Origin of the sequence: Aeromicrobium sp. CFBP 8757 (assembly GCF_014841755.1) — a bacterium.
GTDB lineage: Bacteria > Actinomycetota > Actinomycetes > Propionibacteriales > Nocardioidaceae > Aeromicrobium.
Window position 1 is genome coordinate 830,561 of sequence record NZ_JACYUM010000001.1, and the last position, 26,970, is coordinate 857,530.

General features: G+C 64.3%; 18 protein-coding genes. 10 read left to right on the top strand and 8 right to left on the bottom strand.

Features of this window, described 5'->3' with window-relative positions:
* The first annotated feature begins 165 nt into the window (after positions 1 to 165).
* Genes IFT73_RS04060 through brxL form a run of 6 tightly spaced genes read left to right on the top strand, consistent with a single transcriptional unit; the run spans position 166 to position 12,520 of the window.
* Entirely contained in the window at positions 166 to 957 is a 792-nt protein-coding gene (locus IFT73_RS04060) for a hypothetical protein (protein ID WP_192166484.1), read from the top strand.
* A complete protein-coding gene (locus tag IFT73_RS04065; protein ID WP_192166485.1) occupies positions 954 to 1,511 on the top strand; it encodes a BREX protein BrxB domain-containing protein in 558 nt (185 codons plus the stop codon). Before IFT73_RS04060 ends, IFT73_RS04065 begins: the two co-directional genes overlap by 4 nt.
* On the top strand, positions 1,508 to 4,954 hold the full coding sequence (gene brxC / locus IFT73_RS04070) for a BREX system P-loop protein BrxC (protein WP_192166486.1): 3,447 nt from the start codon (positions 1,508 to 1,510) through the stop codon (positions 4,952 to 4,954). The genes IFT73_RS04065 and brxC overlap by 4 nt, the downstream gene beginning before the upstream one ends.
* The gene (locus tag IFT73_RS04075; RefSeq protein WP_192166487.1) at positions 4,954 to 8,124 is read left to right on the top strand and encodes a hypothetical protein; all 3,171 of its coding nucleotides are present in this window, start codon (positions 4,954 to 4,956) and stop codon (positions 8,122 to 8,124) included. The genes brxC and IFT73_RS04075 overlap by 1 nt, the downstream gene beginning before the upstream one ends.
* Positions 8,121 to 10,466, top strand: a complete 2,346-nt coding sequence (gene pglZ / locus IFT73_RS04080; protein WP_192166488.1) for a BREX-1 system phosphatase PglZ type B — start codon at positions 8,121 to 8,123, stop codon at positions 10,464 to 10,466. The genes IFT73_RS04075 and pglZ overlap by 4 nt, the downstream gene beginning before the upstream one ends.
* Positions 10,463 to 12,520, top strand: a complete 2,058-nt coding sequence (brxL, locus tag IFT73_RS04085) for a protease Lon-related BREX system protein BrxL (protein ID WP_197983488.1) — start codon at positions 10,463 to 10,465, stop codon at positions 12,518 to 12,520. Before pglZ ends, brxL begins: the two co-directional genes overlap by 4 nt.
* 531 nt (positions 12,521 to 13,051) lie before the next feature.
* On the opposite strand, the gene IFT73_RS04090 is transcribed toward brxL, so the two are convergent.
* Genes IFT73_RS04090 through IFT73_RS04120 form a run of 7 tightly spaced genes read right to left on the bottom strand, consistent with a single transcriptional unit; the run spans position 13,052 to position 21,529 of the window.
* Positions 13,052 to 13,714 (bottom strand): hypothetical protein, encoded by a 663-nt coding sequence (locus IFT73_RS04090; protein ID WP_192166489.1) that lies wholly within the window; start codon positions 13,712 to 13,714, stop codon positions 13,052 to 13,054.
* Positions 13,695 to 17,255, bottom strand: coding sequence for a bifunctional RecB family nuclease/DEAD/DEAH box helicase (locus IFT73_RS04095; RefSeq protein WP_192166490.1), 3,561 nt, complete (start codon positions 17,253 to 17,255; stop codon positions 13,695 to 13,697). Before IFT73_RS04095 ends, IFT73_RS04090 begins: the two co-directional genes overlap by 20 nt.
* Complete coding sequence (locus IFT73_RS04100) at positions 17,255 to 18,190, bottom strand: hypothetical protein (RefSeq protein WP_192166491.1); 936 nt, start codon at positions 18,188 to 18,190, stop codon at positions 17,255 to 17,257. Before IFT73_RS04100 ends, IFT73_RS04095 begins: the two co-directional genes overlap by 1 nt.
* A gap of 46 nt (positions 18,191 to 18,236) precedes the next feature.
* Positions 18,237 to 18,620: a hypothetical protein gene (locus tag IFT73_RS04105; RefSeq protein ID WP_192166492.1), complete on the bottom strand. Its 384-nt coding sequence runs from the start codon at positions 18,618 to 18,620 to the stop codon at positions 18,237 to 18,239.
* A gap of 58 nt (positions 18,621 to 18,678) precedes the next feature.
* On the bottom strand, positions 18,679 to 19,182 hold the full coding sequence (locus IFT73_RS04110; RefSeq protein ID WP_192166493.1) for a hypothetical protein: 504 nt from the start codon (positions 19,180 to 19,182) through the stop codon (positions 18,679 to 18,681).
* Positions 19,179 to 20,282, bottom strand: a complete 1,104-nt coding sequence (locus tag IFT73_RS04115; protein ID WP_197983490.1) for an N-formylglutamate amidohydrolase — start codon at positions 20,280 to 20,282, stop codon at positions 19,179 to 19,181. The genes IFT73_RS04110 and IFT73_RS04115 overlap by 4 nt, the downstream gene beginning before the upstream one ends.
* Positions 20,279 to 21,529: a VWA domain-containing protein gene (locus tag IFT73_RS04120; protein WP_192166494.1), complete on the bottom strand. Its 1,251-nt coding sequence runs from the start codon at positions 21,527 to 21,529 to the stop codon at positions 20,279 to 20,281. The genes IFT73_RS04115 and IFT73_RS04120 overlap by 4 nt, the downstream gene beginning before the upstream one ends.
* A 114-nt stretch (positions 21,530 to 21,643) precedes the next feature.
* Here IFT73_RS04120 and IFT73_RS04125 point away from each other — a divergent pair, with 114 nt between their 5' ends.
* From IFT73_RS04125 to IFT73_RS04140, 4 genes are all read left to right on the top strand, one after another.
* On the top strand, positions 21,644 to 22,123 hold the full coding sequence (locus tag IFT73_RS04125) for a helix-turn-helix domain-containing protein (protein ID WP_192166495.1): 480 nt from the start codon (positions 21,644 to 21,646) through the stop codon (positions 22,121 to 22,123).
* Between the two features lie 143 nt (positions 22,124 to 22,266).
* Entirely contained in the window at positions 22,267 to 23,934 is a 1,668-nt protein-coding gene (locus IFT73_RS04130; protein WP_192166496.1) for a nuclease-related domain-containing DEAD/DEAH box helicase, read from the top strand.
* Positions 23,931 to 24,587: a DUF6308 family protein gene (locus IFT73_RS04135; protein ID WP_192166497.1), complete on the top strand. Its 657-nt coding sequence runs from the start codon at positions 23,931 to 23,933 to the stop codon at positions 24,585 to 24,587. Before IFT73_RS04130 ends, IFT73_RS04135 begins: the two co-directional genes overlap by 4 nt.
* The gene (locus tag IFT73_RS04140) at positions 24,584 to 25,825 is read left to right on the top strand and encodes a hypothetical protein (RefSeq protein WP_192166498.1); all 1,242 of its coding nucleotides are present in this window, start codon (positions 24,584 to 24,586) and stop codon (positions 25,823 to 25,825) included. Before IFT73_RS04135 ends, IFT73_RS04140 begins: the two co-directional genes overlap by 4 nt.
* A 529-nt stretch (positions 25,826 to 26,354) precedes the next feature.
* Here IFT73_RS04140 and IFT73_RS04145 read toward each other — a convergent pair.
* The gene (locus IFT73_RS04145) at positions 26,355 to 26,954 is read right to left on the bottom strand and encodes a DUF2510 domain-containing protein (RefSeq protein ID WP_192166499.1); all 600 of its coding nucleotides are present in this window, start codon (positions 26,952 to 26,954) and stop codon (positions 26,355 to 26,357) included.
* Between the last annotated feature and the right edge of the window lie 16 nt (positions 26,955 to 26,970).

Consider the following 26,970-nt stretch of genomic DNA (forward strand, 5'->3'; position numbering starts at 1 on the left):
AAGTAGTGAGCGTCGACGAGCCCCGACCAGCTTGGTCGGGGCTTGTTGTCGTTCGAGAATTTAAGCAAGAGATTTCTAGTTCCATCGAGCTATCGAAGGCGGCTTAGTCCGAGGTGTTTGTGACCTAGTGTTGGTTCAATGTGCGACGCCCAATCTGATAGCGACGTGGATCTGCGCAGCAAGACGGAAGGATTTGCAAACTTGAACAGCGGTAAGCACGTTTGTGACTTCGCGCTGAGTAACCTCCGCACTACTGCGAGCCACACCATTGGCCTCCCACACCTAGGTGAACTGCTACGAGCGGTGCCTGCGGATGCCCCTCATGAGCACTACCGGGAGGCGGTCGTGGCTGACAACTTGCTAGGTCGACCTACACAAGTCGGTCGCCAGCGCTCGCTCCGTCACCTGCGCGAGCTGTACTTGCTTGACCCATCGCAGCCCGAGTTCGCTGCGCTGCGACGACTTTGGGAGATTGATTCGGATGCCCAGCATCTGATCGCGGGCATCCTCGCGTTCACCCGAGACGGCATCTTCCGGGCGTCTTTCGCAGCGGTCAGGCAGACACCGCCTGGCGGAATCGTCACATCGGACGACCTCACCAAGGCTGTCGCCGCCGTCTACGGCGGTGACCTGTCTGAGTCCACACTCGGCAAGACTGGGCGCAACACTGGCGCCTCTTGGACCCAGACGGGGCACCTCGTGGGTCGTACGAAGAAGGTCCGCCAGTCAATCGAGGCGTTCCCGGCAGCAGTCGCCTATGCCGCCTACCTCGGACATCGGGCCGGAAAGCGCGGAGCAGGGGTCCTCGACACGCCGTGGGCGACGGTGCTCGACCTGCCAGTCGGGGCACGGGTGGATGCTCTTCGGCGAGCCCACACCCAAGGGCTCCTCGATCTGCTCGTTGCAGGCAATGTGGTCGACGTCAGCTTCCCGATGCTCGAAGAGGTAAGTCGATGAGCCGGGTCTCTGACCTGGTTGACGCCTACGCGGCCGACCTCAAGTTGTCGTGGAATGCGCGACTGTCCGGTGGCGAGCGCGTGCGGATGCTCGTCTACCCGCCCGAGATGGAGCGCACGGTGCGAGCGGCGCTTCCGAAGATGGAGTTGGTCACCGGGCAGTCTGGGCACGGTTGGTCGGTCATCGACGTCACCGACGAGTTCGGAACTTGGGTTGCCGGTCACCGTCATGCAGAGGCGTTCTTCGAGGAGCCCAGCGAACTCACCCCGGCCATTGCTGAGAGATTCAAGGTCGAGCTCGTGGCGAGACTCCGCGAGCAGCTCGCTGCCGCACCGGAGAACGATGTGGTCGCCATCGTCGGCATCGGGTCGGTCTTTCCCTTCCTCAGCGCGGCGGGTGTCATCAAGTCAATTGACGAAGTAGTGACTGGTCGGCTCCTGGTCCTCTTCCCCGGAGCGCACGACCCCGACAACCATTCGTTCCGACTCCTCGACGCTCGGGATGGGTTCGACTACCGCGCTCGTGTCATCGACCCGCAGAAGGAAATCGCGTGACCATCAATAACGAACTGTTCACACGTCCGCCGTTGGGTTTTGAGATCCCGAACGATGGCGTAACGAAGGTCGACCGGCCCGACGATTCGAAGCGCTGGAAGGTTCTGGAGTACGAGCTGACGAGCTTCGTCTGTGAAGGCGAGTATGAGCACGGCCTGGAGCGAATTCTGAGCTCCTACGTGAGTCACCGCGGCAGCACGACTCAGCCGGCGGTGTGGGTGTCCGGGTTCTACGGCAGTGGCAAGTCCCATCTGGTTCGAGTACTTCAGCATCTGTGGGCCAACACTTCGCTGCCGTCCGGCGCATCGGCACGGGGCTTGGTCAATCTGCCGTCGGATGTGTCCGAGAAGCTCACGGAACTCAGCACGATAGCCAAGCGCGATGGAGCCGAACCATGGTCGGCTGCCGGCGAACTCGAAGGGAAGCTCTCTCTCAATGCAGCTTTTCTCGGGTTCGTCTTTGGCGCAGCGGGGCTGCCGGCCCAGGTCGAGCCGGCGCAGGTCGCGCTTTGGCTTGCGGGGAAAGGTGAGCTGGATGCCGTTCGCGCGCACGTCCATGCGGCAGGTGCTGACTTCATCGACGAACTCAGCGAGTACAACCTCAGCACCCATCTAGCCAACGCCATACTCGCTGTCGATCCGGGCTTCGCCGCAAGCGCCGCCGACGTCAGGAAGGCATTGCGCAGTCAGTTCCCGACAGACGCGCAAGAGCTGTCGACCTCAAGGACCGTCTCGCTACTCCAGAAGGTTCTTGAGTTCGTCGGTGGTGGCGTTGTTCCTCCGGCCCTCATCGTGCTCGATGAAGTGCAGCAGTACATCAACGGTGACGGCGCGCGAGCTCTGGAAGTGCAGAGCCTTGCCAAGGCCGTCTCCGCTGAACTCGACGGGCGGGTGCTCCTGATTGGAACAGGGCAGCAAGAACTCACAGCAGATGCGACCCTCCAGAAGATCCAGGACCGTTTCACCGTCCGTGTCGTATTGAAGAATCAGGACGTCGATGCAGTTGTCCGACGGGTCCTACTGAACAAGGAGCCCGGGCAGCGCTCCTCCCTCCAAAGCACGCTCGATCGGGTCTCGGGGGAAATCTCTCGACAGCTAGCCGGAAGCAAGATCCAACACACGGCGCAGGACGATGCTGACCTCGTAGAGGACTATCCACTGCTCCCCAGCCGCCGACGGTTCTGGGAGAGCGTCTTGCGCCAGGCCGACGCTGGGCGAGCTGGTCAACTGCGCTCGCAGTTGCGCATCGTGCACGACGCCAACCGGCTCGTCGCAAATCAAGTGGTCGGAAGCGTGGTCGGTGCCGACTACCTCTACGCGGCGAAGCATGAAGACTTGAACGGCGCTGGGCTGTTGCTTAAGGAGACACAGCGGCTCATTCACGATGAGGGCCAGAACGAGCCGTTGCGCGGTCGGGTGCTCGGCCTGATCCACCTCATCAGCCTTCTCCCGACGACTCCTCCTGGCGACGTGGGCGTGCGGGCGAATGTTGACCACCTCGTTGACCTGTTGGTCGAGGACCTTGTCAACGATGGACCAGCGCTCCGACAAGAGGTGCCCACGGTGCTGGCAGCCCTGTCTGACGAGGGTGTCCTCCAGCAAGACGGTGACGAGTACCGACTTCAGACCGTCGCAGGGCGCGCCTGGGACGAAGCGTATCGCCGTCACTCCGCACAGCTCACCGACAGCGAGATCGGTACGGAACGTGACACTCGCCTTTACGCCGAGGTCGCAAAGGCCCTGCCGGCGTCGGTCCCGCAGGGTAAGGCCAAGGTGGCGCGAAAACTGACGCTGCACATTGATGGTGCCGCGCCGATGGTGTCCGACACCATCCCTGTGTGGCTCCGCTTGGAGTGGGATGACGGGACAACGGCTAAGCAGTTCGACGAACTTGCCAAGGGGCTCGGCCCCGACTCACCCGTAGTCTTGGTCCACCTCCCGCGGGCTCAGGTGCAGGCATTCGCCGAAGCCTTGCGAAACGAGATCGCCACACGACGTACGCTCGATCAGCAGGGCATCCCGCAGGACGACGAAGGCAAACTGGCCCGCCGAGCGATGGAAACTCGACTGTCACGGGCGCAGGCACAGGTGAGCGACCACATCCGCGACATCGTGTCCAAGGCGAGCGTCCAACTTGGCGGTGGGTCGTCGCCGACAGGGACCGCGCTGCGAGATCGGATCGAGAATGGTGCTCAGTCGGCAGCGACACGACTGTTCAGCAAGTTTGGCGATGCCGACGACGCTCGGTGGAGTCAGGTCATCGACCGCATCAAGAAGGGTTCGGGAGCCGACGCTCTCAAGCAGGTTGGGTACGAGGCGGACCCGGAGCAGCATCCGGTGGTCAAGGAAGTTCTGGGCCGCATCAGCGGCGCGGGCACTCCCGCGAGCGACGTCGAGAAGGCTGTTCTCTCGGCGCCGTTCGGGTGGCCGCGTGACGCGCTCATGGGCGCCATCGGCGTGTTGCTCGATAACGGCGTGGTGCGCGCAACCATCAACGGTTCGGACGCCTCAACGGACAAGGTCCTGTCGCAGACCCGCCTCGGCACCGTCCACCTGCGACGTGAGTCGACCGTTTTGAAGGCAGTGGAGAAGATTGCCGCACGGAGCCTTCTGAACAAACTCGGCGTCACAGTCGACAACGACTCGCTGGTCCCGGGAGCAGAGCAGGCTGTCATTGCCCTCGCGCAGCGGGCTGCAGCCATTGGAGGCTTGGCTCCGCTTCCCAATGTCCCGCTCCCGGCTGGAGTCGAACAGGTCAAGACAGCGTCCGGCAACGATCGTGTCCACGCGCTCCTTGCTGCGAAGGATGAGCTGACGGACCTCTCTGACCGCTTGGGCGCGTTGGAGAAGCGTCGGCAGCCCAGGATCGAGGCGCTGTCCACTGCTCGTTCCTTGGCGAATGCCGCCGTCGCGCTTGACAGTGCCGCGGAAGCACGCACCCGGCTCGAAGCATTCGAGAACACCCGTGAACTTCTCTCGGACAACGACCAAATCAGCCCGATCGTGGCCGACCTTGCGGGTGCGGTGCGTGAAGCTGTCACCACTGCCGCTGACACCTTGGAGACGACACGTAAGGCCGCCGTAGACGGTTTGGCGACCCAGGGGGCTTGGTCAGCCCTCGATGTTGACAAGCAGGCGCAGCTCCTCGGCGAAGCCCAACTGTCACCCGAACCTAAGCCGACGCTCAACGACGCTGACGCCGTAGTAAAGGCAGTCCAAGCACGACCGCTCTCGTCGTGGAGTGCGGAGGTTGACGCTGTGCCGGCCCGTGAGGCGAAGGCACTCGAAGCGGCAGTTCGCTTGACGGCGCCGAAGGCGGGAACCGTCACGGTACCCACGGCGACTATCAGCAGCGGCGAGGATGTAGAGGCGTACCTGGACGCACTTCGAATGACGCTGACTCAGGCCCTAACAGAACACGACACTGTGGTGGTGAAGGGCTGATGTCCGCCGTTCTCAACTCCGACCAGCGCCGCCATCTCGACGCTGCTATCCAGCGAGCGCGGACGGCTGCTGAGCAGGCGGCAACCGATGTTCTCCGTGCGCTCGCGGTCGCCGAGCCGAGCCGAGCCGCCTACCTCAGCGACACCGACAACGCCCTGCGTCTGGCCTTGCGCGAGAAGGCCCGACAACTCGGTGACAACACCGCATCCATCGGCGCTGATCTCACCAACCTGATGCGTGAGGTCGCCTACGAACAGTGGCACCGTCTCCTGTTTGCCCGGTTCCTCGAGGTGAATGGGCTTTTGCGGCACCCCGAGTTTCGGGACACCTCGCTGACCCTCGATGACTGCACGGATCTCGCTGATGATTTGGATGAGCCCGACGGATGGTCCGTCGCCGCCCGCTTCGCAGCTGAGATCCTGCCGGGTGTCTTCCGGCTCGACGATCCGGCTGTTCAGGTCCGCTTCGCGACGGAGCACCGTCTCGAACTGGAGCGAATTCTCCTTAGCCTGTCGTCTGAAGTGTTTGAGACCGAGGACGCACTTGGCTGGGTGTACCAGTTCTGGCAGACGGCCGAGAAGAAGCGTGTCAACGAGTCGGGGGTGAAGATCGGCGGATCCGACTTGTCGCCGGTCACCCAGTTGTTCACTGAGAACTATATGGTCCGCTTCCTGCTGGAGAACTCACTTGGCGCATGGTGGGCCGCCCGTCACCCCGACTCGCCACTTGTCGACAACTGGAAGTACCTGCGACGCCTCGATGACGGCACGCCGGCCGCAGGCACGTTTGACGAGTGGCCGGCAACCACGGCCGAGGTCACGGTCATGGACCCGTGCTGTGGCTCCGGGCACTTCCTCGTCGCCATGCTCGGGATGCTTTGGCGGATGCGCGCCGAGGAGGAGGGTCTCTCGCCGGCGGAGGCGCAGGACGCCGTGTTGCGGGACAACCTGTATGGCCTTGAACTCGATCCCCGATGCACGCAGATCGCGACCTTCAATGTGGCGCTTGAAGCGTGGAAGCAGGGTGGGTTCCGAGACTTGCCAGCGCCGCAGGTTGCTTGCTCGGGTGTCCCGGTTCGGGGGGCGAGGGGTGGCTGGGAGGCGCTCGCAGGAAACGACGAAGAACTTCGGAAGGTGATGTCGCGCCTTCACAGCTTGTTTCGAGCTGCCGACTCCCTCGGGTCGCTTATTGACCCACGGCCCACTATCGATCGCGACGGTGGTCTCTTCGGCCGCGATCTCAGCATCGGGGTCGCGTGGGATGAGACGCGGACGCTCTTGACCGATGCAATGGAACGCGAGCATCGAGTCGATGCCGTTCTCGGACAGGCCGCTGATGACGTGTTGCACGCCGCGGGTCTGCTGGGACGGGACTACGTACTCGTTGCGACGAACCCCCCCTTCCTTTCTTCAAGCCGGCAGGCGGAGAGTCTGAAGGAGTATGCGAAGGACACTGACGCATCTGCGAGCGGCAACTTGGCTTACACGATGTGGCGACGTTGGAGCGGGTCGAGCCGGGCTTTCGTCGTTCCTCAGAACTGGCGGTTCCAAGTTTCGTACGTGACGCTGCGCAAGGAGATGCTTGGGGAGGATCAGCGCCACTTGGTCGGGGCACTTGGCGTCAAAGGCTTTACGACAAGCATGTGGGACTTCCACACCGACTTGGTCGTCTCAAGTGCCAGTTCTATGCGGACGGTTGCGGCAGTTGATGCCTCGGGCGGCAGCACGCCTACGGAAGTCGCTTCGTTGCTCATGGATGAGCGGCTTGCGGAAGCGACGGCCGACAGTCAGATCACCAACCCTGATCATCGCATCACGCTTACGTCCATCGAAAGATCGGCACTGCTCTCGGCAGTCGCTACCTCCTCGCAAGGAGTGACGACAGGCGACAACCCGCAGTTCATCCGCAAGATGTGGGAGGTACAGCTTCCGCACCCGGAGTTTCGGCCGATTCAAAGCTCAGTCAGCGGGACGGAGCCGTTCGCCGGTCGAGACCAGATCATCTGGTGGCAGGAGCAGGGCGCCGTCTTGATGGCCAATCCTCAAGCGCGAATCCAGGGAAGTGCCTCCTGGGGGAAGCGCGGCGTCGCGGTCTCTCAAATGGGTGACCTGCCAGTGACGCTCTACACGGGCGAGATCTTCGACATGAATACGGCGATCGTCGTTCCAAACGATCGATCCGATCTGCCGGCATTGTGGGCCTACCTCTCTAGCGCCGAGTATTCGCAGGACGTTCGGGGCGTGGACTCAAAGCTCAATGTGACAAACGCAACGCTGGTGAAGGTGGCGTTTGACCGCGAACGTTGGGGAGGGACTGCGGACCAGGCGGGGCCGTTGCCGAATCCCTATTCGCCGGACCCAACTCAGTGGTTGTTCAAGGGTGATGTAAACGCCGCGACACTGCCTCTTCAGGTGGCGATCGGCCGGCTACTCGGCTATATGTGGCCCGAGCAGAGTGCCGACGAACTTGACCGCTTTGTCGATGCCGACGGCATTGCCGCCCTACAGTCGCTGCCAAACGAGCCTGACCTCGCCACTCGATTGCGCGAACTGCTTGCCGTTGCCTACGGCGACAAGTGGTCAAGCACCCTGGAGCGCACCCTCGTCACCGAGGCAGGCGGCAAGAACGGACGGTTGGAAGACTGGCTACGCGACACATTTTTCACGCAGCACGTCAAGGTCTTCGATAACCGTCCGTTCCTCTGGCACATCTGGGATGGCCGTAAGGATGGATTCTCGGCGATCGTGAACTACCACCGCCTTAACTATAAGACGCTAGAGAAACTGACTTTCACGTCCTTGGGTGCGTGGATCGAACGCCAGCGACACGAGACCGCCGCGGGCAGAGCTGGCGCGGACGCGCGTCTCGCTGCAGCTGAGACCTTGCAGGAGAACCTCATGCTGATTCTCGATGGCGCGCCGCCGTACGACGTCTACGTTCGGTGGAAGGAGCTTCACGAACAGCCGATCGGTTGGAATTCGGACCTGTGTGACGGCGTTCGCCTCAACATCCGACCGTTCGTGACAGCCGGTATTCTTCGAACCAAGGTCAACGTCCACTGGAAGAAGGACCGCGGCAAGAACGCTGACGGCTCTGAGCGGCACAACGATCTGCACCCCACGCTGGAAGAACGCCGAGATGCGCGGCGACTTGCAGGGGGGACGGCATGAGTACGGTGCGCGCTGTTGTTTCGCACGCCTTGCGCGAGGCGGCGAAGTACAACGCAGACGCGAGCACGCCGCCTGCGGCGATCTTCTGGCCTGATCCTGACGGTGTCTGGGAGCCGGTGATCCACCTGCTCCAGGAGGCTGTTCCGATCCTGGTCCTTGGCGAGTACGACGCCGAGAAGGCTCAGGGGCCGGCCATCTGGATTCGTTCCGTTCTCGCGGCACCGGAGTCGGTTGAACTCCCTTCGCATCTTGCTGAGCGCAACGACCGGAACCCGTGGGTGGTCTACCTCCCTGGACACGGGCGGAGCGCGCTATCTGACGTGACCAGCCTCGATCCGTCTGTGTCACCGCTCGTAGAGGTTGCTCTTCGATCGAACTGGTGGCCATCAGCTCACAGTCACGCGCCGTGGAATCTGCACTCGTTCCTTAGCTCGAGGGACGGGGCTGGCCTCGACATCGCGAGCGACTCCAAGACCAGGGCGGCACTGACGAGCGTGCTCGATCAACTCCTTTCCGAGGACGTTGAAGAGCTGCGCCGTATGGGGCGGCTGGATGCTTCGCGCCTGCACTCTCTCGTAATGACGGACAGCGTGCGGGCACTGTTGGAGTGGATCGACGACCCGGATGGCGTGAAGCAGGAGTTTCAAGGTGCGCAGTGGGACGCCTTCGTCGCGGCATGCCGATCCACTTACGGGTTCGACCCAGCCAAGGACGGCCAGCTTGGTGCAGCAAAGCGGCTCGGCTCCCGTGAGGGTGCATGGAGCGACGTGTGGTCGCGGTTTGCGGACAACCCGCGCCGCTACCCGAGTATCCCGACTTCTCTAGACAAGGCCCGCCCAGAAGTCGACTTGTTTGGCGGTACCGATCCGCACCCTGACTCGTGGCCGTCGTGGAATCAGGAGCAGGAAGATCTTCTCCGCAGTACGTTTGCGGGACTGGAGGCCAAAGGGAACCTCGCCGAGACTCGCTCAGCCGTCAAGGAAATCGCAGCCGAGCATCTACGGCGAGATGAGACCGTCTGGGGTGAACTCGGTCTGGCTCCTGTCGCCCGCGCAGTCGGCTACATCGCTGAGCTTGCGGATCTCGCCTCAACCCCAGCACCTGCGGGTGACCTGAATACCCAGGCGACTTGGTACGCCACCGAAGGCTACAAGGTCGACGATCTCGCGCTTCGGGCCATTGCGGCGGCGACCAGCGCCGCCGACCGCGACGCGGTGTGCAAGGCCCTCAAGTTGGTCTACGACCCGTGGATGGAGGACACCGCCCGAACCTTTCAATCCGCCGCGGTTGCTGGCTATAAGGGCGAGACCGGGCTCGACGTCCCGGCCGGGACGTGTGTGGTGTTCGTCGATGCGTTGCGGTTCGATCTCGGACAGCGGCTTGCCAAGCGGTTGGCGTCGTTGGAGGTCTCTGTCTCGCCACGGCTTGCGGCATTCCCCACGGTGACTCCGACTGGTCAGCCCGCTGTGGCTCCGGTCCCTGTCAGTTTCCATGCCGGCCAGGCGTTCGACGCAGCCGACGGGCAGGGCCGGTCAGTAAAGGGGCCCGTTTTCCGCGCCGCACTGGCTGACGCGGGCGTGCAGTACCTGGATTGGAAGGCTGGCGAGACGGGTGACGTGAACAAGGTCGGTTGGACGCAGACGAACACCATTGACGCGCTGGGGCACGACCACGATCACGCACTTGCCGACATGCTCGACCAGCAACTTGACCTTGTCGGAGAGCGGATCCGAGCGCTTCTGGGTGCCGGGTGGCGCCGCGTGGTCGTCGTCACGGACCACGGCTTCGTCATGCCCGCGGGGCCTGCACAAAAGGTCGAGCTGCCACTGGCCATCACCGAAGGAGATGCAGCACGTAAGCCTCGGGTCGCACGCCTGAAGGCTGGGGCGGCGCGCCCGGATTTCCCGATCGTTGACTGGACGTGGGGCGGCCCAGTCCAGATCGAGATGGTCAGCGCTCCAGGAGCTGCAGCTTTCGAGGCGGGCACGATCTACGAGCACGGTGGGCTGAGCCACCAAGAATGCGTCATTCCCGTTCTCAAAATTGCTGCGAGCGCGGGGGACGCGAGTCCTGCACAGATCACCGGCATCCGCTGGACAGGCCAGCGGTGCCGGATTGATTTCGAGCCCGCCGAGGCTGACCTGGTTGCCGAGGTTCGTGTCGCCCCGGCTGACGCCGCAACTGCGGTCGGCGGTCCCAAGTCGCCTTCTGAACCGGGTGAGATCAAGGTTCTCGTCGATGAGGAGGAAGCTGTGGAGGGGACAAGTGCCTTCGTCGTCCTGCTCTCGGCTGACGGCCTAGTCCTCACTCAACGCCAAACGACAGTGGGTGGAGCCGCATGACCGAAACGATCACGCTCGATGAGGTTGACGAACTCGCCGCTTCAGCATTTGAAGGTTACGTCGTGCGCAAGGACCTCGCCCAGCAGTTCAAGGGCGCCTACCCGGTACCGACCTACGTCGGCGAGTTTCTCATCGGGCGCTACTGTGCCACCACGGACCCAGAGGAGATCGAAGAAGGTCTTCAAGTCGTTCGTCGTTTGCTCTCGGACCGAACCGTGCGAGCGGGCGAAGAGGAACTCTTCAAATCCCGTGCCCGCGAACGCATGACGATTAAGCTCATCGACCTGGTGAAAGCGCGCCTCGACGCCAAGTCAAACTCTTATATTGCCGAGTTGCCGAGTCTCGGGCTCAAGGATGTTCGCATCGACGATGCTGTGGTCCGCGACAACGAGCGCATGCTTACCGGAGGTTTCTACGCTGAGGTCGAGCTTTACTACGACGCAGTGATCGCCGACGAGAACAATGGCAAACCGTTCGCTATCGGCTCCCTGAAGCCGATCCAACTCTCGACCCGCGACTCACTGGAGCGACTGGCCGAGGGGCGTTCCCGGTTCACGACTAAGCAGTGGAAGCACCTGCTGTTGCGGTCTGTGGGGTTTGAGCCTGAGCGACTCACAGAACGTCAACAAGACGTGCTCCTGCTACGCATGGTTCCGTTCGTGCAACGCAACTTCAACATGGTTGAGCTCGGTCCCCGCGGCACCGGTAAGTCGCACCTGTATCAGCAGGTCTCTCCGTACGCGCATCTGATCTCAGGCGGCAAAGCGACCGTCGCGCGCATGTTCGTCAACAACGCAACGGGACAACGTGGACTCGTCGCGCAGTACGACGTCGTCTGCTTCGATGAAGTCTCCGGCGTCTCCTTCGATCAGAAGGACGGCGTCAACATCATGAAGGGCTACATGGAGTCCGGGGAGTTCTCCCGTGGCCGCGAGTCCATCCGTGCAGACGGCTCGATCGTGCTCGTAGGCAACTTCGACGTCGACGTGGCACATCAGCAGAGGATCGGCCACCTGTTGTCGCCCCTCCCTCCGGAGATGCGCGACGACACGGCCTTCATGGACCGAATCCACGCTTACCTGCCCGGCTGGGACGTCCCGAAGCTCAACCCGAATTACTTCACCCACCACTTCGGTCTCGTCAGCGACTTCCTCTCCGAGTGCTGGTCGCATCTGCGTTCGCAGTCACGACTCGCCTCAATCCAAGGGAAGGTTAATTACTCCGACGCGCTGTCCGGGCGTGATCTCTCGGCGGTCAACAAGACAGTCGATGGTCTGCTCAAGTTGCTGTACCCGGACGCCGAGGCCGCGATCTCCGAAGATGATCTGGAATGGGCTGTCCGCAATGCGTTGGAGTGCCGACGCCGCGTGAAGGAGCAGCAGCGGCGGATCGGCGCAGCGGAGTTCCGCAACACCCAGTTCGGCTACCGGATTGGGGAGGGCGTCGAGCAGTTCGTATCCACCCCAGAACTTGCGAGCCCCGACTCCATCGGACTCGACCCACTCCCGCCAGGACAGGTATGGGCAATCGCCGAGGGCGGTGGCGAAGTTGGCCCCGGCCTATATCGGATTGAGTCCGCTGACACGCCTGGCGCTGGCGCGCGAGGGCTCCTCAATCAGGCGGCGCCCGCGCCGCTTCGGGAGAGCTTCAAAGTCGCTGAACAGAACCTTGTCGCCCAGGGGCGGTTGTTAGTCGGCGACCGCGACCCGCGCGAGCACAACCTCACTGCGCAGGTGCGGGCTCTCGATGCAGCGAAGACCGGTGCCGGTCTTGGCCTCCCGATCCTGCTCGCCCTAGCCTCAGCGATGCTCCAACGCTCGGTCCGAGGTGGACTGATCGCAGTCGGGAACCTGTCCCTCGGCGGCGGGGTGGAGACCGTCCTGAACGCGGCTGTGCTCGCGGAGCACGCGATGGAGAAGGGCGCGTCGACGCTGTTGCTACCCGTTTCGGCTCGCCGGCAACTGCTCGACGTCAGCGACGAGGTAGCCACGAAGGTCTCGTTCCTGTTTTACAACGACGCTCAGGATGCCCTCGTCAAGGCGCTCGACGAATGAGTATCGAGCGACCCAGATGACGGTGGTCACGAAGCGGGTATACGACAGCTCTCATGCCGCTCAGGCCCGCCGGTGACTATCTAGGGGCGTGAATGCTCCCTCGGCACGACGGGTCCTCGTTCACATGTCTGGCCTGCTCGTTGTGGGAGGCAGACAGTCCGTTGAGGGGAGTCGTGCACAACTGAATGCCTAGGTTTTCCGATGAGCGCCGGGCGTCGGTTATTGCCCAAGCACTCCCAGCGCCAGCGTGTGGTGTTCCACATAGCCCGGCGGTGGTTCGCCGCTTCTGACCGACGTGGCTCCTGCTAATGCGTGCTGCGTGACCGTCGACGACAGCAACATGAGGTATCGACTGGATACGGCGGATAGCGTCTGCGATCGTGGCCTCTGGCAGGTACTTCACGGATGGACCGTAACTGTCCGCGACGGCTGCTGGCTCGATAGGCCTGTAGAGGAGTCTGCTTTTCTCAAGCTTCCTCCAAGCAGCAGAGCAGCTCTTGAGGGCACAAGTTCGAGTTCTGCCTGCTGAGCTCAACGAATGCGGAAAGTCCCGCCTCCGAATGCCGGGGGTGGCTCGCCAAAAATCTGGTTGGCTTGCTTCACCATGAGCCGCGCCGTGATGTGATTCGCGCCGGCTCCGATTGCCGCGCCAAACCCGAGCGGTGCCTGCTTGCCTAGGACAATCACGCCCTGCTTCGCGCCGTACTTGGTAACGAACCTCGGGCCGAGGACCTTGTTGATCGAGTTGATCGAAGACATGGGAATTTGCTCCACCATCTTCCTTGCCCAGTGTCGGCCAGTGCGCTGAGCCATCTTCGGAATCCCCGCGGCGACGGAATCTCCGACCATGATGGATAGAACTAGCGCCTGCTTGCGCTCCACATCGTTCAATTTGAGGTCATAGATGTGCGAGCGCGCCAAGATGTAGAGCACGGTCGCTTCGGTGAAAAACGCAGCGTCCGCTATGGCAGCGGGCACCCCCGGTCCTGGGACAACTGCTGCTGCTCCCGCTGCGGCCCCGGTTGACGTGACTGAGCTGAGGTAGATCGTGTTCAGTCGTTTGAGGATTTCGCCTGGCGGCTCATCGGGGTGGCGCCGTTTCAGGTTCTCCACCTGCTTGGCAGCAATCGGCCCCTGTACCAGCAGGGCTTTGTCGAATGCGCGGCGGACGATTTCACCTGCTGGGTTGGTCATGATCACCATCCTTCGTGTAGGTCGTAGCTGATGAAGTGGAGTCGATCGCGCTGCACGGCAGGTCGTCGTCTCGCATGGCGACTTGGATGAACGAGCCAAGTTCTTCGAGTCCGATTGGGCTCGTGGGGAGGAAGTCGGTGAGTTGGGAAGACCGCACGATATAGGCCGCCCACTGACCGCGCGATACCGCCACGTTGAGTCGATTGCGGTTGAGCAAGAATTCCATCCCGCGAGGGACGTCGTCGGCGCCAGAAGCGGTCATCGACACGATCACAACGGGTGCCTCCTGACCTTGGAACTTGTCGACGGTGCCGACCCTGGTGTCGCCGAAGCCGGCGGCGGCGAGCTCGCGACGCAGGAGTGCGCCCTGGGCGTTGTATGGAGCCACGACCAGGACATCTCCCGGCGTCATGACGATCGGCTCGGCGTCCGCTGACGACTTCCACGTCCGTGACTGCAGCGAGCGGACGAGATCGACCACGGCCGTCGCCTCCTCGGTCGACTGCACGTCGTTGCCGATGTGATCGATCGCGATTGTGTGGACACCGGGCTCAACGTCGCTGAGCTCGCGGGCGTCTGTGACAGGGACTTCTGAGTGAAGCCGACCGCCGTAGGCCAGTCGAGACACCGGTGCGGTGAGGGCTGAGTGCATCCGCCACGTGCGTTCGAGGAAGAACCCGCGATCGGGCGGCATCGTCTCGTGGCCGTCCGCGATCCACTCGAGTGCCGAAACATCAACCGGCTCCGGGTGCGTGCCCTGACTGACCTGCGGCAGCTGCTGTGGGTCGCCGAGCAGCAGCATGCGCTGCGCGGCAGTCGAGACGGCGAGTGTGTTGGCCAACGAGAACTGACCGGCCTCGTCGACGACGATGAGATCGAGCTGCTCGTACCCAACGGCCTTGCGGCTGGAGAAGGTCCAGGCGGTTCCTCCGACGAGGCACCCGTCGGAGTGCGACTCGATGAAAGCGAGGAGCTTGTCGCCGTTGAAGTCGGACCAGGCCGATCCCTGCGGGCTTCGCGGCTTCGCCATCAAAGTCGGGGACAGGCCAGCGTCGATTGCTCCACGGAAGAAGTTCTCGACGACAGCGTGCGACTGGGCGACGACGCCGACGCGCCAGCCAGCCTCGACGAGGTGGGTGATGACCCGAGAGCCGACGTAGGTCTTGCCCGTGCCGGGCGGTCCCTGCACGGCGAGGTAGGAGTGATCGAGGGTGAGGACAGCGTCGCGGATCGCGTCTTCCGTGGCTTCGGCGGAGCCGAGATCACCGGTCGTGAGTCGGGGCGGGACGCGCCGCAGGACATCGAGGCCGGCCGACGTCGGCCAAACGGGGAGTTCGCCAGCCACCCTGCGCGCGAGATCGAGGATCGTATCCTCGATGCCGGCCGTGCCGATCGGCGACGGGACACAGAGCCCGATCGGCAGCTCGTTCCACGCCTCGAAGCCCTTCGGGACGCGCTCGCGGACGATCAGCACGTCCAGCCCGTCCGTGGTCGTGTCGACCTCCTCGATGACAGCACCACCGCCCACACAGCGGCCACCATCTTCGGGAGCGGTGAAGCCTTCGGGGATGTCGTCGTAGATGCCCTTGACCCCGGTGCCGGTCGTGAGATTGGACGCCGTCTCGAGCCGTCCGACCAGACGCAGGGTTCTACTGAGAGCCTTGCGGCCGACCTGTTCCCACTCGCCGACCACCTCGACGCGGGAGGCGTGGAAGCAGTCGCGCGGCTCCGGCCACTCACCGGGCCAGCTGGTGAGCCGATCGTAGAAAGCCCACCAGAACGGCTTGTGCTCGCGGCGGTGATATCCGACGGCGGCGGCCAACATCGCTGCAGCCTGCTCGTCCGGGGTGCGGCTGCCCAGTTCGCCGGCCTGGGCCAACAGCGCGTCCATGACGGGCGAGATCTCGTCGATCGAGTCCACTTCGACGTCCGAGGAGAGGGAGTCGTCAGGTGCGGGTGCGGGTGGGCCATCGGACTGACCGTCGTCGTCGATCTGCTCGAGCAGCCAGTCTCGCAACAGCCACGTAGAGAGGCAGTCGTACCGGTTGTAGTCGGCGATGCCGCGAAGCGTCTCTGCTGCGGCAGCAGGGTCGTCGAGCAGCTGGTCGGTGTACTTCTGGTACTCGACGATCGAGTCGGCGGCGTTGTCGAGCCCCGTGCGCAGCTCGTCGCCCATGTAGAGCGGCTCCAGCTTCTTGATGCTGTACGAACGCGTTCCGGCCCGGATGCCCTGTCGAACGGTCTGATAGAGGTCGACGAAGACGCCGCCTCGCAGCATGTCGTCCAGGACGTCCTCGTGCGTGCCATGACGGCCAACGAGTCGCTTGAGCGCGGTCACCTCATAGGGCGCGTAGTGGTAGACGTGCATGTCCGGCGATGCGGCCCGCCGAGCAGCGACCCACTCGAGGAAGGCGACGAGAGCCGCGCGCTCCTGCTGCCGGTCATGCGCCCACCACGCGGTGAACTCGCCGCTGCCGACCGGCTCGATCACACCGAACAGGTACTCCAGTCCCCAGTCGGTCGCGGTCGCGGTCGCGTCCGACCACAGAGGATCGCCCTCGAAGTCGAAGAACACGTCGGCCGGCGACGGCGCCGGAAGGCGGCGGATGGCGCGGCTGTCCCCGATCACGCTCGAAGCGGGCACCTCTCGGCCTGCGACGGTCTGCGGTGGTGCGATCTGCATGGCTGCCTGGTCACGCAGCGCACCGAGCGTGGTCGGGTTCATCCCGTCGACGGGGGACGTCGACTCGGCGAGCTGGTGGATCGTCTCGATGCCTGCTGTGCGCAGCTTGGCCCGCTGGGTCTTGCGCATGCCGGCGACGAGCAGCAGATCGTGGTGCTCCTCGACCTCTGCGGCGCAGGCGTCGCACGAGCCGCAGAACGAGTAGCGCGGATCGTTCCACTCGACAGACCCCACCTCGGCGATGTGTTCGGCCAGCATCCGTTCGAGCTTGGCGCGGCGCTCGAGGTAGACCGGGATGATCTCGGTGAGGTCCTGCTCGAAGACCGTCCCGTCTCCCAGCACCAGCTTTCCGACGGGGGAGCGGGGGATGCTCTCGAGGTCGAGCTGATGCGCGTAGGCGGCGATCTGCAGGAGCGCCGAGACCTTCGCATGCCGAGCCAGCTTCGTGTCGTGCACCTCGTAGCGGCCCTCATCGTCCTTCACGATGAAGTCGGCAAGACCACCGAAGCCTCCGTCGAAGAACGCCGCCTGGAACACCACGTCCACGCCGTCGCGCAGGTGCTCGATGGTCTGTGCGTGGGCCGCAGCGAGGGTGTCGCGGTTGTAGGGGCGGAGGTCAGGCATCTGCACGACGCCGGACCGATGACGGTCGATCAGCCGCTGCAGCTCGCGGGCCTCGTGCGCGAGACCGAGCGTGGATGTGCGCTCGAGCATCGCGTCACGTGTGACGTCCCCTCGGTCGATGCGACCGAGCTTGACGTCGACACCGCGCATCCAGCCGAACTCGCACGACGCAGAACTTGTCAGGTCGGACGGGCTGAGGACGAACGTGCCGTCCTCCTTCGAGATCATCACCATCAGTCGTCCTGCTCATCGTCTGCTCGGCGGACCGTCACCAGGCCGGATCCAGCCTGGACGAGCTTGTCCATACGGGCCTCAGCCCTTCGCCCCCAGACATTTGCGGCGAGCACCCATGTGCTGCCGTCCTCATGGATGGGGGAGTCGACGAACCAGAGCTTGCGCTTGTCGCCGTCGAGATCCAGCTGGGACGACATCGCATCCCATAGGGCATCTCCGGTCAGTTCACCGTCCACACGGACGAACGTCGCCCGGCTCAGAAGGCCCTGAAGGTTCGCGCACGACAGTTCCTCGCTCAGGGCTCGGACCAGCGCCAGCACCGCGTGGCGCTTCGGCAGGGGGGCCGATTCGCCGTCGGGCGTGGTGACGATGAATTTGCCGGCGCTGTCCTCCGCCACCTCCTCCTGAACGTCACGCGGACGCTCCTGCCGTTCGATGTCAGCCGTCGTCAGCAAAGCAGCAGTCCTCAACGCCTCCGTCAGATCGACAGAACCCGACGCGGCCATCAAGGCAGGCTTCATCGACACCCGCCAACCGTTCACGTGGTCGGCCCACCGAGCGATCAGTTTGATCTGCTCGACAGGAACCATCGCGGCACGCACGATGCTGTAGTCCGCCTCCGCGAACTGCACGAACACGGCCTGCTCGAAGTCCCAGGAGCGGAACACGGACGTTTCCAGCTGTCCGGGCTTCACCTTCGGCGAGACGGTGCGGGCCTTCACCTGGACCCGTGTCGCGTCCTCCATGGTGATGTCGAACGACTTCTCGGCCGGTGGCGCGAGGACGCCTCCCAGAGCGCGATGAGCCAGCCATTCGGCATAGTCGCCGGCGGGCGGGTTGTTGGTGCGAAGCACGTCGCGGGCTCGCAGCTCCTTGAGCGCCGTCGCGAACTGCGCGAAGAGCTCTGCGTTCGTGCGCTGCTGAGGATCGGTCATGAGGTGCTCCAATGGAAGTGGGGTGGGGTGTTCATGCCTGACCGCTTCACAACTGCTCGTTGAGCTGTTGGATGAGGTGATCGAACCTCGCGGAGACGGCAGCCCGATTCGCGCGTTGCGCCTTGGACGATCCCGATCGCAGCGCCAACCGAGACTTGAGGACGGTCACTTCAGCCAGGTTGGTACGCGCGATCTCGCGCTGCTCGATGGGCAAGCGTTCGTTGTTCGCCAGCTCCTCGAATGTCACTTCAGCGAGCTCCATCTTCGACTTCAATCGTTCAGCAGCACTGAGGCTTCCGAGGCCCCTCAACATCTGTGCGGCTTGCTGCTGATTCTTGGGCTTGGCCAACCATGCGGCGAGAGCGGGACCAGCGAGCTTCCCCAACTTCGGCGCCATGGTCGTCACGACCTTGAGCAATGCCTGGATCATGCAGATGTCCTCTGTTTGTGCGAACCGTAGTCATGCGAACGTCCAAGTAGCGCCACGGTCACAGTAGGTCCTTGTCGGTGCAATGAGCGGACGCGAAACGGGCGGCGCGGCGGAGTTCGGCCGACGTCAGGCCGATCTCGGTGACAGGAGAGATAAGCACGGACGGAAGGGTCGTGGCAGAGACGAAATCGGCTACCTCGACCTCGGCGATGTCGTCGTCGGTCCAGATGAACGGTCGCTTCTCGTCGGCGATTGACTTCGCCACGATCTCCGCCTTCCACCACTGCTCGCTGTCGTACATGTCGTAGGCGAAGAACTCGTCGAGACCGACGGCGGGTGCGAACGAGGTGCGGGCGTCCTGGCCCCAGGTCGTCAGCCAGCGGACCTCTGCCAGGCCACCGCGGTGGGCCAGGTTGATGAATGCGACGACCTCGGCGGAGCAGTGGATCGGCCACGTCGTGCCGGCGGTCGTCGCGTCGGTGCGGACGAGGTGCGGCGGCAGGTCGAGACCGGCGGCGTTGACGACACCGTCGATGTCGAGGAACCAGATGGGCGTCGTCACGCGTCCTCCTCGACGACGAGCTGACCGTCCACGTCGTTCATGCCCTCACAGGTGATGATGACGCCGAGGTCGACGTCGTCGAGCAACGTGGCGACGGCCTGTGCGATCGGCTCCACGGCGGGCTCGACGAGCGCGAACGATTCATCGAGGTACAGGTCGCGCCGCAGCTCGATCATCAGCCCGTGCACGTTCTCGGCCGACCTGTAGTGCGTGAGCGGGATGTAGCAGCCGGCGAAGGGCGTGTTGAAGTCCGTCTCGAACGAGCTGAACGCTGCACGAGCAGTGTCGACGAGGGCATCGGGGGTGTGGAAGTCGTCGGTGCCGAGGCAGACCTCCGGACGAGGCCCGTCGTGCAGCTCGTACGGCAACGGCTCGAGCGGGTACGAGTGCAGGTCGACGATGATCACCTGGCCTGCGGCGCGGAGCCGCTCGTCGACCAGCCGTGTGAGGGCCTCGGCGTAAGGCTCGAAGTACTTCTCGAGCAGGGTCGGGTCGGCGGCCGCGTCGTCGTCGCGCAACCCCGCACCGGTCGACGTCCGCGTGTAGATGGCGCCCATGCCGACGGCGTTCATCTCCTCGGTCTCGTCCGGGAATCGCTCCGGGTCGACGACGAGCCGTGACGTCTCGTTGACGAAGATCCACGGACGCAGGTGGGTGAGGTCGGCCGACCGCTCGGCGATGACGTCGGTGAACGCGTCCGTCATGGCGTCGAGCTCGCGCTCGAGGGCGTCGTCGTCGAGCAGGATGTCGCCGCGCACGTCCGGCGGGATGACCCGCGACGCGTGCGGCACGTGCAGGACGACGCGCGAACCCGGATCCCCCTGGATGACCCGGTACGTGCGGTCCGCCTGCTGCAGCAGTGCCTCGAGGTCGTTGGCGACATCGATGATCTTGGCCATCGTCGTCGGGAACTCGATCTCGGTGCCGAACCGGTCGACGATGACGGTGAATGCCTCGTCGCTCTCGTCCGCGATGGTGACGACGCGTCCGTCGGTGACGTCGGATGCCGCCTCCTCGATCATCCAGGCGACGTCGTCGAGCGAGTCGGTTCCAAAGGCGTCGAGCAGTTCGTCGAGGTCGGTGATGGGGGAGTCGGTCATGACGCTCCGCCCCGACGACGGTCGCGGGAGCGCATCGTGACCGCGAGGTTGGCCGACATCGACTTGCTGAGGAACTGCAGGCCGTCGGCCGTCGGTTCGTCCAGCCGTTCGAGTGCCTGCTCGATCAGGATCCTGTCCTTCTCGAACTCAGGACGCCGTTCGCGCGGGATCGCTGCCCAGTGCCGCTTGATGCTGCGGAGCGCTCGCTGGTAGCGACGGCGGGCGGCTTCGAGATCGCCGACCTGCACTGCCTCGGTGGCACGGCGCTTGTGCCGCTGCACGCCCTGGAAGACGACCTCGGCGGTGACCTCGCGATCAACAACGGCGGGACGGTCGCCCGGGCCGGCCACCCGCGCCCACACGGTGTGCGACACCGAGTAGTCCTGCAGGTCGTCGGCGAGCACGTATGTGACCCGCACTGTGGCGACCTTGCGGCGTCCGGGCTTGGGCGCCTGCTTCGGGTCGAACTGCAGGACGACGCTGCGCGTCTGATCCTGGACGAAGCCGCCGAGGTCGATCTGCACTCGGTCCGCGACCGACCGCTGGTTGAGGTCGCCAAGCACCCGGACGTCCTTGACGCCGTTGCCCGTCGTGACGGTGACCCGGACGGAGAGGAAGCGCTGCGCGAGCAGCTCACCGCACTCCGCCGCGATCGCCTCGACGGCGTCGCCGACCTCGGCGGCGAAGTAGGTGTTGCCCGACCCACGGCGCGCCACCGACTCCAGCAGCACCTCGTCGTATCCGAGCCCGAGGCCGAGCACCGACGTCGTGATGCGCTCGTCGACGAACTGGCCGACGCGCCGTCCGATGACGTCGGCGTCGGTGACGCCGTGGTTGGCGTGACCGTCGCTCACCAGCAGCACGCGGACGCCGTCGGTCGCCTCGAGCCGGCGAGCTTCTTTCAGGCCACGGACGAGTCCGGCGGCGAGGTCGGTCGATCCGCCGGCCCGGACGTTTCGGACCTCCCACTTGAGCCGGGCGGGGTCGACGACCGGGCCGGCGGGGATGACGACGTCGACGGCGTTGTCGAATGTGACGAGTCCGAACGTGTCAGTGGGCTTGAGGCGGTCGATCACGTCGCAGAGCGACTGCTTGGCGTGGTCGAGCGGTGCGCCGGACATCGAACCGCTGCGGTCGAGGACGACCACGAGGTTCGTGGCGACCGCCCGCTCGCTGCGGGGTAGCGGCGGCGCGGTGACCTCCACCAGCAGCGACGCGCGGTCGCTGGTGCTGAGGTCGCGGGACATCCAAATGTAACGGTCCCGGTCGAGACGAGTGTTGAGTTCCATTCTCGGCTCCTTTCGTCTAGGATTGTGCTTGCAGCATAATGCAATGAGCATAGATTATGCAAGGAGCAATTCATGAACTCGCTTCCGCCCTTCGCGCGAGTGATCAAGGAGCAGCGCGACCGGCTGGGACTCTCGAGGTCGCAGCTGGCCGAGGCGTCCGAGCTGTCGTACCCCTACATCTCGCAGCTGGAGACGGGGCTGCGCAAGCCATCGCGCAATGCCGCGCGCGCGATCGCGTCCGCGCTGAACATCAGCGTCGAGGACCTCGAGCGAACGATCCCGGGCGACCCGTCCGACAAGTCAGAAGTACAGCGGGCAGAGCGATTTTCGGACGACCTGTTAAGTGGTCGGGGGAGCGCGAAGGTCGCACGTCTGTCCGTCGCTTCCATCACCGACTCGCTCTCCGCGGCAGATGCGCCCGACAACCGCGACGACCTGATCGGCGACATCATCGACCTCTTGGAAGAGTTCGACTCGTCCGAACGGCTCGACGTCCTGGCCGAGGTCCAGAAGCGCGCGATGCAGCGCATGATGGAGCAGCGAGACCGCTGATCGCCGGTGGGGTTCGATGCTGCCTGCATAATACTGTCGGCTCGTGCATCTAGCGTCCGTGAGTGCGGCCGAGCTCGGTCCGAACCGCGAAGCGCCGGACGGCTTCCGGACATCTGCACCACTTCACTGACAGGATCTGCGACATGTCGACTCCCATGCTCTGGCCCGATGCCCCGAAGTTCGCGAGTGGCGCCGAGCAGCGCGTCTGGACGGCACTGCACGAGCAGCTCGGCGAGAACGACCTGCTCATCGCCAACCAGCGGTTCACCGATCACCAGCGTGACTACGAGCTCGACATCGCGGTCGTCTTCGACGGTCTGGGGGTCGTCGTGCTGGAGGTCAAGGGCGGCAAGGTGTGGGTCGAGGACGGGAAGTGGTTCCAAGAGCTGCCCGGCGGCGTCAAGCGGCGCGACCCGGTCGAGCAGGCCATGACGGCCAAGCACGTGCTCAAGAAGTGGGTGGAGGAGTCGATGGCATGGGCGGGCAAGCGTCCGATCCTATGGGCTCACGGCATCGTGCTGCCGAACGTCCGGCTTGACCCCGGGTTCGACATGCCCGACTGTCACCGGTGGATGGTGGTGGACCGCGACGACATGTCGGACATCGTCAGCCGGTTGCGCAACATCCTGACGTTGCAGGACAAGGACGTCCGCGCGTGCGACGGCCTCGACATCGTCGCGATCCACGAAGCCCTGCAGGGACGGTTCCTGCCCCAGCGCGTCGCGGCGAGCCAGCCGTCCGACGACGTCGCCGATCGTGTCGCTGAGCACGACGACGTCATCGAGAGGCTCAGCCTCGAGCAGTCGCGGATCCTCGACTTCATCCAGGCCGTCGACCAGGTCGAGATCCGTGGGGGAGCGGGCAGCGGCAAGACGTGGCTGGCCGTCGAGCAGGCGCGCCGGCTCACCCGCGAGGGCAAGCGGGTCGCCCTGATGAGCTACTCCCGGGGACTTTCGGTGTGGATGAAGCGACGGCTCAGCACCTTCGGGCACAAGGACCAGCCTGCCTACGTCGGCACCTTCCACGGGCTCGGACTCGAGTGGGGAGCGACTCCCGGCAGCGACAACGACTCGGACTTCTGGGAGAACCGCCTTCCCCAGCAGATGCTCCAGCTCGTGCGTCAGCGTGAGTGGCACGAACACTTCGACGCGATCGTCATCGATGAGGCGCAGGACTTCGCCGACTCGTGGTGGCCCGTCGTCCTCGAGGCGCTCAAGTACGAGGACAGCGGCCTGTACGTGTTCACCGATGAGGGGCAGCGCATCTTCCAGCGGTTCGGGGACTCACCGGCCGGGCTGGTGCCGCTGATCCTCGACCGCAACCTGCGCAACACGAAGCAGATCTCTCAGACCTTTTCGCCCATGGCGCCGAACCGACTACGTGTCAGCCAGCACGACGGCGAGGACGTCCGCTTCGTCGAGTGCGCTCACGACGAGGCGCTCGATCGTGCGGACGACCTAGTCGACCAGCTGATTGAGGAAGGTTGGGAGCCGTCCGACATCGCCGTGCTCGCCACGGGGCCCCGTCACCCCGAGCAGAAGGCGCGACAAGAGGCCGGTTGGGAGCACTACTGGGACTCGTTCTGGGACAAGGACCAGGTTTTCTACGGTCACGTGTCCGGCTTCAAGGGTCTCGAGCGGCCGGCCGTGATCCTTGCCGTCAACGAAGGACCTGACCGCGACCGGGCGAAGGAGCGGTTGTACGTCGGCCTCTCACGCGCACGCGACCTGCTGGTCGTCTGCGGCGATCCGGCCCACATCGAGAAGCAAGGCGGCACTGCCGTGCTGAAGCGACTGAAAGGAACGACATGACAACGTCGATCGATCACAACCGGACGCTTGCTTGTCGCATCAGGGGCATCGTCGCTGATCATGGAGCGGACCTCGTGTCCGAGTACTACGCGAACGGACGCTTCGCAGGTAACTTGTTCGACGGGCTCGGAGAGAACCCGGTAGGCAGGTTCACCAGCGACGATCTCCTTGCCGCTTCCCTGCTGGACGTGCGGTTCGAGCCTAGAGCGGTCCGCGGACTGGTATCCGACAATGCAGCGGACACCGCGCTGGCCGCCATCCCGGCCGACGTCGCCATCTGGGACGGTATTGCACTCGGAGCAGAATCAGATTCGATGAAGCTATGGCAGAGCCTGCGGGAGCTTGACGGGATTGGCCCCACCAGGGCCAGCAAGTTGATGGCTCGCAAACGCCCGCATCTCTACCCGATCCTCGATTCCGTCGTTCGCCGTGGGCTCGGCCTCGTCAACCAGAACGCCTGGCTGGGACTGCAGGAGGCGCTTGCTGATGGTGACCTCCGCGCGGACATCGACGGGCTCTGGACCGGATCCTCGGACGAACGGCCTTCGACGCTTCGGTTGCTGGACGTCGCTGTGTGGATGCGTCATTCGGGATCTCGAAATGCCAAGCAGGCTCGAGAGGCTGTCGGAGTCGCTGAGGCAGATGTCGCATGACTGATGACGTCCAGCTTGTCAGTGATGGTGATGGTCTGGCGATCATCGGCGAAGCTGACGCGATCGAAAGGTTCATCGCCGCTGAGAGGCTTGAGTCGAAGACAGTGGCGCTGCCCGGGCTCGGGTCTCTGCTCGGTGCAGGAGCTGACGCCGCTCAGGCTGGATCAGCCCTGTCGGCGAACTCGGGCCGTTGGATGAAGCTGACCGAGGAGTCGGCGCAACTCATCGAGAAGCACGGGTTGAGGGAGACGTCCAAGGGCGTCAAGACCGGTGTGGTCAACGGGCAGAAGAAGGGCCAGGTGGGCGGCTTTGTCGAGTTCGTCAAGACGCCTCGATCGCTGTTGACCAATCCGGCTGCCCTCGCCGGCGTCGCCGGCATCATGGCGCAGGCCGCGATGCAGCAGAGCATGAGCGAGATCACCAGCTACCTCGAGCGGATCGACGAGAAGGTCGACGACGTTCTTCGTGGCCAGAAGGACGCGGTCCTGGCGGACATGGTCGGAGCAGATCTCGTACTCCGAGAGGCTCTGACCATCCGCGAGCACGGCGGGCGCGTCAACGAAGTCACGTGGTCGAAGGCTCAGGGAACTGCATCCACGATCGCTCGCACTCAGGCATACGCGCTTCGCCAGCTCGAGACCATCGCCGAGCAGCTTGAGCGCGAGGGCAAGGTGGGCGATCTGGCCGAGTCGTCGAAGCTCGCACGGGCCAAGACTCGTGAGTGGCTCGCGATCCTCGCTCGTTGCTTCCAATTGCACGACGCCATGGCGGTACTTGAACTCGATCGCGTTCTGGACGCCGCTCCAGCTGACCTGGACGGACATCGGCTCGGCCTGAGAGCCGCACGCAGCGAGCGGATGGACGCGATGTCGCTCGTTGCTGGGCGATTGGTCGCGCGGATGGATGACGCAGCGGGCACGGCGAACACCAAGGTCTTGCGGCATCCGGCCAAGTCGCCCTCCATCGTCATTGCTCGCAACGACATCTCGGGCGCCGTGGACGACTTCTACGAGGTACTGGGAACCGATTCGCATTGGGACGAGATACGTGCCAAACGGTGGTCCACTGCCGCTGCAGAGGTAGGTGCACGGGCACTCGAAGTGGGGGCTGGCGGAGTCGACGGTGCGAACAAGTTCAGAGCCGGGACGGTCAGCCGCGGTAGGTCCGTCAAGGGACGGCTGGCGAATCGCATGGAAGATCGTCCGCGGCGCCGCCGAAAGGATGATCAAGAGGGCTGACGCCACGGGCGAGCGATCACCGGCATAGCCGACATCACCCGCCGAGTCGCCAGGCGCAGGACCCCGAACCCCAGTCCGCCGTCCCCGAGTACTGCTACCAGGACGGCGTTCCGGCCGCGTTCTCCTCGTTCACGGCCAGGCACTCCACGTCCTCGTCAACGCCTTGAGGTCGTCGGTCAATCCGCCGCCCGTAGCCGTGCAGCTCGAGTAGAGGATCGGCCCTTCGAGAATGTCGTCAGCGACCTTCTCCTTCGCGTCCTTCGTCACCTCGTCCTGCAGGGCCTCGACGAGATCCGCCCCGGCCGGCCGTCTGCTGGTCGGGCGTGCTGCTTGACCAGCAGTCCGGCCGCTCCGGCACCGACCAAGACCGCGATCGTGGCTGCTAAGACGGTCCTGCGCGTGAGGCGGCGCGACCGACGCGCGAACGAGGTGCCGCAGGAGGGGCAGAAGTGGCCTGCGACGAGCGTCTCGGTGCTGCACCGGCCGCACGTCCGCGTCGGGCGGTCAAGATCCTCAGTCATCGTAGCGCTCAGAACGAGTCGTTGATCGTGATGTGGTCGCACGACGTCGGCAGGTCGTCCGCGCTGATGCACGAGAGTGTCGTCGTCTGGCCGACGGCCACCGGCTCGGTCGTGCAGTCGGTCAGCGCGAGCACCTCGGTGCCCTTCATGAGCTTGATGTCGACCAGTGCCGAGCCCTTCTCGTCGCGATTGTTCGTGACTTTCAGCTGGGCGATCTCGACGCTGCCGAGTCCGTCCTTGCCGAGCGTCCAACCCGCCGAATAGTCGAACCCCGACACCGAGAAGGCCTTGCCCTCGACGATCGTGAGCGGGTTGGCCGGTCCGCCCGGCTTGTTGTCCTTGGTCTCCGCCTTCTCGATCGACTTGCCGACCTCGTTCGCAGCGCCACCGACCAGTGCCAGGCAGCCGCCGATAAGAAGCACTCCGACGGCGATGACGCTCAGCAGCACGTTGCGAACGGTGTGCTTCTTCTTGACAGGTGCCGGCTGGACGCGCGCCCCCTGCTGCGTCTGCTCAGTCCAAGCACCCCCGTCCCACCAGCGCATGGCGCCGGACGAGTCGGGGTAGAAGCCGGGCGGCGTGCTGCCGCTTGGGGTCGTGTCGTTCATTAGGTCTCCCTCGATG